The following is a 12046-nucleotide window of genomic DNA, read 5'->3' as shown; positions in this document are numbered from 1 at the left end:
CTTTTATAAACAAAGTATCTTAACGCTGGCCAGTTGCAATTAAACTAGCAGTTTTAACTGCACTTGAAGTAGTTATGTGTGACAAGTTGTAGATTACAAGCTATTCAGGTGCCGTATAAGCAATACAATGAACCGTATACCACAAGTACTAAGTGGTAATACTGTGCTTGTTTCGTACATGCTCAAACCAGCAAAATATTAGCTGGTTTATAATTTATCTACACCACCTAGCAACTCTACTCGTAACTTACTGAAAGTTTCAGTATGCAAGCTATACATACTGAATACTCTACTAGTAATGAATCAAGAAAGGTAACTTAGCGCGTATTCATGAGATCATTGCGCAGGCGTTAGTACTGCTCGATTAATCTAATTTATACAATCTTTATGATTGTGCTTATCAATATTTTTTAATATACTTGTCTATTATTTAGTTTGCTTCCCTTAAAAACTTGATAGTTAACGACTACTAAATGTAGAAGAGACTAGCCTGGGATGGTGTTGTATCGGCAGATATATCTTAAATAAATCTACAGTTATTATAGGTAGGTTTGCGTTTATATTGCTAATAGATACTCAGTTCGGTAATAATGGCATATTACTATATGTTATCGACGTTAGCGGCCACTGCGTCACCAGAATACATAATCAAAATTTGATACCTATTTTAGACTATGCAAAGAGCTAGCAAGCTTGAAGTAGTCAACTTGCCATTACCTGCTAAGTTTGCTAAATAAACTATATTAACGTAATTTTGCAAAATATTTGCAGATTATTTAGCGTTAACATCTCTATTTACGGCAGTTGGTGTATTTGGTTTATCCGTATAACTCAAATAATTAACGTGTACATCTTGTGGTGTTAGGTGACACAAGACACGATGTTTTGTAAATGCTAATGCATGGTCATTCACTTACAAGATTTAACATGTTGCAAGACGTTCGTACGCGTATTACATAATAAAGCTAGCCCATTTTCATAGCGATACATAGAAAGCCTTAGATTAGTGACGTATCATTTTTTATGCGCGAGCACTGTACGAAAAATTTTAATAAGTTTTGATTAGACTATCAAAACTGTACTTGGTGAGCACAAAGAGGTAAGGTTAATAATTTCTATACTTTACTGCTCCCTAACCAGCAGTAGAAATCCATAATGACGAATTAATGACTGTAATATCTTGGTGATGTTATTATGGTATAGGCAACTGTTTCAGAATCAACGATTAGTCAACTAATTGACAATAGATCTCAATGTTTACAGAGCTTTTAAAGCGCTAGCGTATATATTAGCAGGTTAATACAGTTAATACATGCAACTTGCTTTAAGTACTGTTTGCGTACTGTTCAGTTCATGAAATTATAGTAACTATTTTTTAGTTTTCTGGTCTAGATTGCAACTTATAAAGTTGGGTATTAGCCAGTTAGTGGTATATATTATTTATATATTGTAGTATAGCGTTGACTATTAATTAATGATAAGTGGTAATTTACCTGATTTGACCCATGACGATTCCAGAAATTTATACAGTCTGTTTAGTCGCTTTTTTCACGTAGCGCCTTAATCTCTACAACGCATCAATCACTATAGAGAAAATCTTCTAAGGTAGGTTATTTAAGTAAAAGTATGATAAGTCGGCAACAATACATACACTGTATTTTCTGAAAAGCATTTTTGGTAGCTAGTGGTTAAAGTTTTGCTGAGTTTATTGGGCTGCAATTATATAAAAATATAATTCTTAACCAGGTATAAAGAATTAAAAATAAATAATACCAACAAAGAATTAATCACTGCACTTAATCACCCAATGAAGACTAGTGAAATAGTTAGCCTCAAAGTATTGCGCTAACGACAGTAGGTATCTAGAGCTTAAAATTTTTATGCACTAAATATCTAGGCTATTAAGTTACTATAGCTGCCAAGCTATATACCATCGTATATAGCCTTCAGTAGTGATTTAGAAGATATAGCTTAGTGGCTAGCATATTATGTTGTAGTTAGGTTAATTTGAAGTCGCTGATTAAAGGTAAGCAAAATAAAGCTTACACACTTAAAGTGTATAAAAATGTGCTTAGAAAATCAACAAGCATGGCTTGCTGAATATTCGTAGCTTGGTTGAGAGTTAGTTCTGTGAAGTAAAATGCAATTACTATTAGGCAAAATCTTTGTATAATTAATTTGTCACTCATTCGTACGCTAAAGCTAAATACAAAAAACTATATCTATGTATAAATATATATAGATGCACTGATTAGCCAATACTGATTGATGGTAGCTCATTTAGAGTAACGACTTGCTGTTTGCGTGGTGCAAGTATTTCTGCCTCACCGTCTACTACAAGTTCATCGCTCTGGTTGAATACGCAAGTAGCAATGCGTACACGAAATTTTGGCAGCTTCTCGAGAATTTTTAGACGCACGGTCAAGGTATCACCGATTTTTACCGGTTTCTTAAAGCGCATTTGCTGGCTAATATAAATTGTGCCCGGCCCAGGCAACTTACAGGCAATGGCAGCGCTGATCATTGCCCCGCTAAACATGCCGTGGGCGATACGTTCCTTGAATAAAGTCGCCTTAGCGTACTCGGCATCTAGGTGTACCTTGTTGTAGTCGCCAGATATAACTGAAAATAGTTGTATATCAAGCTCATTCACGGTTTTGCTGTAGCTGGCAGTTTGGCTTATTTTGAGTGCTTGATATGGGATATTGGTAATTTGGATCATCTTAAAGTGTATCCTGTGGCTAATTAATAATGTATCTTGCTGCTTTTAAAAAATTTTTTATAATAAATTTATCTGCGTAAAAATAGCGTTTAGTCAAACCACGTCAGCACATCCACGGCAACTTTGTTGCGGTTAGTTTTGTTTAATATTTTATTATATGTTTATAGGATATTTAATTGCAGGCTTTAGTAGCCTGCCTAATGAGGCGCATAGAAAAAGCTTTTAGGAGACTCCCTTTCTACACCGACCATTTTACTGCTGTTGCCAGGCTAGGTCGGCTCTAGCTTGTTTATATGAAGTTGCATGCTAGACTTACATTATAAGCAAATCAATCTATTATTAGTAAGCAAAAATAGAAGTCGTAGAGTGAGTCGTTAATATATTTCTAGTTGCAAGCTGGTGATAGCTGAGCTAGCCTAAAGTTGTACAGCCTATTGGCTGTATTAGTCTGAATCATATATGCTATAGACTACCACGCACACAGTTACAGTTATTGTATCAAATAACTAATCACTGCCTTAGTAAATTAAGTATGCCGGAGTGATTTAGTTGGCATATAAGCGGTAAAAACATTTTAGGTCAGCCAACAAAATGCTGTGATTTATAACACTTTTATTGCTAATGACTATTTTAGTTTGTGATTCATTTGCTAGAGGCTAGCGCACTAATTACACGTTATGGGTGGCAAGATTTTTATAACAAATAATATAGTTAAATATATCTGTCTGCTTGGTTATAGAGTTAACGTCTACTGTGTTTTACTTGTTATATTCAGCATACTTTTATAATTGTGGTGTTCTGATCTACTTAGGTGCGAATGTATAAATTATAAAACTTAATGTCTAGAATAACAAATGTATGGCTGTTGCCCGAGATAAAACCGTTCTCAAGCTAAGCTAATACACCATAATATAGATGCTTAGTCTGTAGTATTACTAGATTTTTATGTTTGGCACGTTATACTAGCCAGGCTAGTTGCGGTCAACACGAATTTAACTTGCTTGCATCCGGCCATAGATGTGTTACCAGTTTTAAGGGCGCTAATGCTGATATGTTGCTTTATCTCAATTTATTCGGTACATTACGTATAGGCCACACGTAATCATTACATAAATGAGTTACCTAAAGCTCATGGTTAACTAGCCAAAAGACTATGTTTGATACAGTCAACATAGGTGATACTGGTTTTATAGTTTTTCACGCTTGATATCTAAATGCACCATGCGTATAAGCTTAGGTTCTTGCGTGATGCATTATCTGTATCCTAGATGACATAGCTGTGTAGCTATGTGTACTCTGGGCAATATCACATTAGTTCAGGCTGTAACGTAGTTATTATAAAGTGTTTACAGGGTATCCTATCTAGATAAGATATATCTTTATAACAAAATTTATCGGTGGATTTTTTGTGTAAACGCTGCGTTTGTGCACTAAAGACCAGCAGATAATGAATAATTACTGTGATAGTTATCTGTGGTTGTAGTTAAAATCCTCAATACTAACGATTAGCTGAAAATTGGTAACATTGCGGTGATTGATGTAAAGAGTTTTGCGAGTGCTGCGGGCTTAAACATGCTCCTTAATCAAATCAAAGACGTAGCGATTTTACCCGGTATAGCTAAACTATATGATAATCAGCGTATTAGATTGGCTATCCTGGGTATATGGTTAAACTGTTTACGTGGCGCTGCTTTCAAGGTATTCATTATTAATGAATTAATATCTCACTGTTAATTAAATGTAACTGACTGTCAATAAAGTGTGCAGGCAAATTAAATTATAAAAATTATTACCAATAACGCCGTTAAATAAAATTCGTAACGTAAATTATATAACATAGTTTTATCCTAAACAAGTATTGTATTTTTATATTTTATATTATTACCTAAAAGCTTTCTTGAGCTTTAGGTGGCCATTCAGCAGGTTATTATTTGCGGCGTGCTTTGTGACTTGTTACGCCTGTTTGACGGCGCTAGACTCAGCTAAATATCTTATATTCATAATAGTCGCATCAAATGCGATGATAAATTTGCCTCGCTGAGGAGGTGGCTTCCATGAATGAAAACTTTTGGAAGGATAAATACCCTGCCGGGATTGCTGCAGACATCAATCTAGAAGAGTATCAAAATATTCAGGCGGTACTGAAACATTCCTGCCAGCGTTTCGCTGATAAACCGGCTTTTAGTAATTTAGGTAAGACGATCACTTACGGTAAATTGTATGAATTGTCTGGCTTATTCGCCGCTTATCTGCAACAGCATACCTACTTAAAACCTGGCGATAGAATCGCTGTGCAACTTCCAAATATTCTGCAATATCCAGTTACAGTGTTTGGTGCTATCCGTGCTGGCCTGATTGTAGTCAACACTAACCCGCTATATACAGCGCGGGAAATAGAATATCACTTCAAGGATTCCGGTGCGAAGGCTTTAGTTTGTCTAGCTAACGTAGCGTACTTAGCCGAACAAATCGTACCTAAAACTACCATCAAGCATGTTATTATCACTGAAGTCGCCGACTTATTGTCGCCATGTAAGCGCTTGCTTATTAATAGCGCTATCAAATACGTGAAGCAAATGGTCCCACCATATTATTTACCCATGGCGATTACGTTTAACTACGTACTGGCCAAGGGACGGGGTCAGTCAGTCAATGATGTCAGTCCAGCTAGCTGTGATGTTGCTTTGTTACAATACACCGGTGGTACTACTGGTATTGCTAAAGGCGTAATGCTCACTCATTCTAATATCATCGCCAACATGCTGCAGTGTAAAGCTATCATGGGCTTTAACCTCAATGAGGGTTGTGAGGTCATGATTGCGCCGCTGCCATTGTACCACATCTACGCGTTCACTTTTCACTGTATGACAATGATGCTAATTGGCAGCCACAACATCTTGATTAGTAACCCGCGTGATGTACCATCTATAGTCAAGGAATTATCGAGGTTGGTGTTCAGCGGCTTTGTTGGTCTCAATACGCTGTTTGTGGCGCTGTGTAATAACAAAGATTTTTGCAAGCTAAATTTTTCTACGCTTAAAGTTACCCTATCCGGTGGTATGGCCTTGCAACAGGCCGTTGCTAAACGTTGGAAGGATATAACCGGTTGCAACATCTGCGAAGGTTACGGTATGACTGAGACTAGCCCGGTGGTGACGGTCAATCCGATCCAAAATATCCAGATTGGTACCATTGGTATTCCAGTGCCATCGACTGTCTGCAAAGTTATCACTAATGATGGCGTTGAGCTAGCGCTAGGCGAAACCGGTGAGCTATGCGTCAAGGGTCCGCAAGTTATGAAAGGCTATTGGCAACGCGAAGATGCTACTGCCGAGATTCTCAACAGTGAAGGTTGGTTAAAGACTGGCGACATCGCGGTTATCCAGTTAGATGGTTATGTGCGTATTGTGGATCGCAAGAAAGACATGATCTTGGTCTCTGGTTTTAACGTCTATCCTAGCGAGCTAGAAGATGTGTTAGCAATCTTGCCCAGTGTATTACAGTGTGCAGCTATTGGTATACCGGATACAAAATCCGGTGAGTATATTAAGATTTTTATTGTGATTAAGCCAGGGGCTACTCTTACTAAAAATCAAGTGATGAAGCATATGCGTGCTCATATTACTGGCTATAAGATGCCTAAAGTTATAGAGTTCCGTAATGTGTTGCTGACTACTCATGTAGGTAAGATCCTACGCCGTGAACTACGCAATGAGGAGCTGAAGAAGTTGGGCATTAAGTAAGTAAGCCCATAAAGCTCACGCTAAAGTTTATTCAGATGATTTGTCCTGACCAAGCTGACCTAATTTTAACGTAGGCGGTGATTTTTTATTTGCAACCGGAATATCATTTAGCGTCTTTCTGTTTACCATTTATCTGGTTTTGCATAGCAAACTTAAGTTAAACATAAGTTATTAATTTGGCTGTTAATTAGGTAATGACTATTTTTGCTTACACATTCGTGCTATCGTTGGTCAGGTAGATATCTTCCGCTCCCTGGTTCCGCAAGTATGCCTGAGTGTGCTATAGTAGATGCTGAAATAGAAAGCACTACAGCATAAGCCATTAAACAGCATTAACTCTTGCCACGTTATATGATGTTGCGTAAGGCAAGTATAACTACTGCACTCGCTTAAGTTGATTTATTAAATCCACAGTATTGTCTGTGGATATGGCTATATTGCTTCGGTCACAATATAACGAATCAAAATAGGCAAACAATTCTTATTTAAGTTTTTATAGGTACGCGTATATGTGCTAACGTGCAGGACAAGAGCAGTAGTGCATATGTGCTTATACTCTTTAAGTGATGACGTGAATATTTCGCTGTATTAACTTTTATTCTTGATTCTTTTGATCATAGTTTGCTAAGTGCTTCAGCTAACTGATGTTAGCATTTTATGAATAACTCAAACTATCGTTAATATTGTATTGCATAAGCTGCTAGTGGGCATGGCTGTGGTATTGCAGAAAATATTCTCTGTCAGGCTCAAGACCTGACAGAGATAGTCTTAGAGATAAGGCTGAAAGCATAATTTATTATCTCGTTGGTTTAGTAACTTGCCTGGCATAGGTTCTGCAATGGTCAATTAGATATTATCTGTAGTCGATCTTACTAAACTCTCTAAGCATGGAATTTTAACTCTATGGCACAATCTTAGCTATTGACGTGTATAGCGCAGAATTCGCTTGCTTAGAGATTAATGTAGCGCTGTATTGAAGTAATGCTTATGCGCTAATAACAACCATCTAGATCCGAATATTCATAGCGGCAACATCTGACCCAGTACTTCTACAACCGCTGGAAGAAGTAACCATATAAACTGGTTTATTACGTCGGCTTAGATGTAAGATTGGCTATAATGGCATATCTAGCGTTATCTATAGACGCTAAAATTTTATGGTTATTATCGATAAATCATGGCGAACAGTATAGATATAAAGAAAGCCGCAAAAAATCGGCAAAGATCGCTGATGAAAATGTGCCAAGAAAGAGCCAGGAAGTTATAGGTTGGATTGTTTAGTTGCCGAGCTACAAGCCGAGAACCAAATAATCTACAAGATTTTCTAATATTAATACACAGAGCAGAAGACATATATCTTAAGTTGGTGATAGCCAATTGTATTGATTGACAAAATTTGTAGCTGGCGTTAGAACTGCTTATGACGCTAATTTTATTGAAACGCTAATAACTAAGTTGTATGGTTAAAGTGTGAGTGATTGATTACGTACGTTAGTATGAATTTATCGAGTAAACGTATTTTGTCGATGCAACTTGCTAGCTTTTTTCTTCTTTAGTGCCAACATTAATAGTGTTGTTTATAAATATCTAGTTAGCTTGGCTGCTAGTTAAGAAGTAGTGGCATTCTACACATTATGAGCTTCTGTGTACCAAGCTTAATTTTACTTTATATCATCTGGCCATAGCATTTAAGTAGTAAGCAAGTTTAGTAGATATGTCGGACAATAAACTTCGTATCGCAAGGCTGCCTATAAACAAGCGTTCATTGCTGGCAGCAATCATTAAGGCTAGCAAGTAATGCCTGTTTGCTTAATATCGAAGTGTTAACCGCCCTCCAGCATATCACGTTAGAGTCTTTTTTTAGTTTTACGAACTATGAGTAAGTAGTTATATTTATCAGGCTGCATTATCTATAATTTTAAACTGGTAATTTAATTTGTTTTTTAAAAATTTGCTGGGAATGCGACAGGTTCTAGTATCCGGTCGGGATTATTGCCAACCATTAAACGATGGCTTAATAGTGTGGCAATCAATATTAATAAGCTAATACTTTGGGCGTAATGTAAAAGATGATTGAAAGCCTGGTTAGGCTTATGGTAGCTTCCTGCAGTTAGTAGTTGTGATATTATTGGTTATTTGGTAGTTGTAGCGATTGTATTTTCAGAGTATTGAAAATTGACTGAATCCTGGTAATACATGCGATCTAGTTAAAAATTAATCGTTGTAAAATAAAGTATCTGTATTTGGTATGTATATTGGTTGAAGCGATAACGGTAACCGTAAGAACTGGCTTACTTACGAATTTAATAAGTAAGTTAACCCATTGACTAACCGATACACCGCAGTTATTAGTAATGCCAACTTTGTCATGGGTACAATCTGACATTGGCTTGAAATATACGGTGTATATTGGGTAGAGGTTATGGAATCAATTTAGTTGTAAATATACTTACATGGTAGACAGCTTCGTATTTATTGAGCAGTTGAGTTTTAGTTTTGTTGGTATCGACCATTATAATGGTAAAAGAAGTGATTGCTTTTTGTAGTTTTTGATTATCTGGGCGCCTTAGGATAGGCCACTACCGGATCTCTACCAAATCTGATTGCCAATAAATTTAACAATTGACTAACCTTAGAAGCTACTACAGTAAGTGCGATAAAAGATTTTGACGTAAGCGTATGTGATCGTTACAATCAACCAGTGCAGGCTAGTCCATTATAGCAGTCAACTACATTCTATAAGTGTGTAATGTTTCCAGCTGGTTAGAAGTGTAATGGATAGCTATTTACTTATTCATACATTCAAATTATATTGATCTTTTACATAGTCAGTTATTTTAATAAACCTGCAATGCACAAATATTAAACTTATGAAAGACGATGCCAGAAAATTGTTAAAGCTTAAGAACTTCTATGCGTTCCATAACTTTAATGCTAGTCGTGCATAGCATCCAGCATTTGATGCTCAGGTCAAGCTATCATAAGCTAAAGTAAATTTTACTTACATTATTTGAGTGCATTATATTGTGGCTACAAAAAAACAATTATCTATCTGCATTTACAGAGCAGTGGCGCAGCATCAATAGTTCTAACTTATTATTATGTATGCTTACTTGTACGTAGCTGGTCGTGACTATCCATCGCGTGCTGCGAGTGTAGTCGAGCTAGATTAGTATTAAACTATGTGACTAGTTGGTTAGTTTAGTTACGCAACAGAGTTTCTTCTTCGTTGTTGAAAATATTGTGCCGTGGCGATAATTTGTAGTATGTTAACCGACCTGTAAATTACAGCACTGAGAGTTTTAATAAGCGGCAAGTTAGACAGTAATCATCATAATGATGATTACTGAATGGTTTTGTGTTATCGTCTTGGTGTGAGTGGCAGTAGTTAAGTTTTGGTGGAGTTCAGTTGTACTGTTTACTGATTTTGTTGTTATGGTAGCGAACACTACGCAAGGTGCGTAACGATTGTGACGTGGTTGATTCTTGAAGATTAGGATTAATTTACCTGATCAAATTTGTTCTTGTGCTAGTTACTTCTAACTGATGTATGCATCATCCCATAAAATGATTCATTAGCGTAAAAATTTCTTTTTACTATTCTTACAGTGAACAACTGGTATCTCTACTTACATTCTTAAGTATTTTATGAATTAACCAGTTATAATACTTCAGTAATTCATAAGTATTTCTAGCTGTAGCAAGTCCAGCGTTATTAAAGTTATATGTTACTTGCGTTGCACCACCACATGATAGTAATATCTGTACTCTGCCTTAAACATCAAAAAAGATAAGTGTCAATCACTTATCTTTTTTGTCTAGACCTAAGCTTGTATATTTTTCAATATATTTTATGCATGAGTTGTATTATGTATACTGAATTGTTTTAACTGCTTTATACAAGCAAGTTTTCATTTACAAATAATTTGCTATTTTGTATGCTCAGTAGGCTATCTTTTAATCCTTGTGCTTAAGACTAGCGACTGTAGTGTCGAGAATCTGATTAAGAAGACTAATGCTTATTTTGCCTGTAGCACAGTTTTAACTGTGCTTATTATTATTTTTGCTAAAAGATCGCGCTATCCATGCAATATATGCAATATTAGCTTTAATAAAAGACAACAAACAGGAAAAGCCTCGCTATATATACATGTATAATAAAGTTTACATATATATCACATGTAGTTATCCACCGTCACCTAAATAATCTTTTAATCAATAAACTTTCTGAGACAGCTTTAGCATGAATCTTGCTTTTGTAGGTATTATATTGCTCTAGGCAGAATAATTGCTGAATTTGCCGGTACTGATTAAATCAGCTTAACGCTGATTTATTGCTTTAATTAACAGAAAGTCTACTAAGCAATGATATCTGTAGCGTCTATAGTCGATATACAGCTATTTTGGCTTGGCTGTGTGCTGCTTAGCCAGATAGTATTTGTTGTTGCACGCCAGTAACGGCAGATCCTTGGTAAATAAATACCAGTATCTTATTATTCCGCCGCTATCTTTACAGCAAACAGCTGTAGCCCTAGCTACCAAACTATTAACGTGTGTTACACTGACATGAGCAAATTTTTTCTATATAAACTGCATTGCTATATTACTGACTACTGTCAGTGTTAAGACAGCCTTGAGCGTGTGTATTGCTTAGTATAATATGAACGGTTTGCCCTAATGGCTAATCACGACTATCGGTGATAATCAACAGCAATACTAGTCGTAAAGTACCTATACTGTTCAGTATGCTATATTTGTCTTTCACTTAAGTCATAGTCTTGCGATAGTGGCAACAACTTGAGTGTCAACACTAACATAATTAGCTAACCATGCGTCCGTTCAGTTTTATCTAAGTCCAGCTAGATAATGTGTCCAGGTTCTTTTTATGTGGCATGATCGAGCTGTCATTAGCGTAAGAATCGCCTAACACCGCTAAGCAAAACTGGCGTGACGACCATAGGCAGAACTACTTTAGCATCTGCAAAATATTCGCCTAAGCAGATTCACTATAAATATAAATTTACTATATAGTTCGAGATAGTGTATATCCTTGACTAAACGCTCTAGCTGGTATGTAAACGTTTATCTACCCAGTGCGGACACACAAAACAACAATAATATTGTGCATATATCTAAAACTACTAACTGCCGTACATCATATAGCATAGATTAAACATAGATTAGTAAGTGATGAGTAAACGCAATCGGTTATGCCTGCTGTAAATTTATAAAGCTAAAATAGATGCTATTTGTACGCTGCTTAGTCAGTTTCATCTACACTTGCTACAAACTTAGCATGATCGGTAGCGATATGTTAGTGATAGGTCCAAGGTGTAGATTATTCTTTCTTTAATGTATAGACATGAGTGTACAATTTATTATTGTAGGCGTACCCTGGTAATCGTTTGATAAACATTTAATTTAAGCCAGTTAAACTGATGTAGTTTCACACGTCAGTGTGAGTAAGAAGGAGTAGTCAGGTTGCATGGTATTTGGTGAAAAGAGCGTTTGGAAGGGTGGCAATGCCACAACAACTATGCCAATATAGATAATAGTTGGTTTTTTTAAATAAGTTTTTTAA

Annotated in this window: 2 protein-coding genes; one reads left to right on the top strand and one right to left on the bottom strand. The window is 36.2% G+C overall.

Annotated elements, in window-relative coordinates:
• Positions 1 to 2251: 2251 nt before the first annotated feature.
• Positions 2252 to 2722, bottom strand: coding sequence for a MaoC family dehydratase (locus tag C3B55_RS03990; protein WP_129211664.1), 471 nt, complete (start codon positions 2720 to 2722; stop codon positions 2252 to 2254).
• A 2054-nt stretch (positions 2723 to 4776) separates the two neighbouring features.
• Here C3B55_RS03990 and C3B55_RS03985 point away from each other — a divergent pair.
• Positions 4777 to 6465, top strand: coding sequence for a long-chain fatty acid--CoA ligase (locus tag C3B55_RS03985; protein ID WP_129211662.1), 1689 nt, complete (start codon positions 4777 to 4779; stop codon positions 6463 to 6465).
• Positions 6466 to 12046 lie beyond the last annotated feature (5581 nt).

The organism is Candidatus Pseudomonas adelgestsugas (assembly GCF_004124255.1).
GTDB lineage: Bacteria > Pseudomonadota > Gammaproteobacteria > Pseudomonadales > Pseudomonadaceae > Aquipseudomonas > Aquipseudomonas adelgestsugas.
This window is presented reverse-complemented; position numbering and strand designations above follow the sequence as displayed.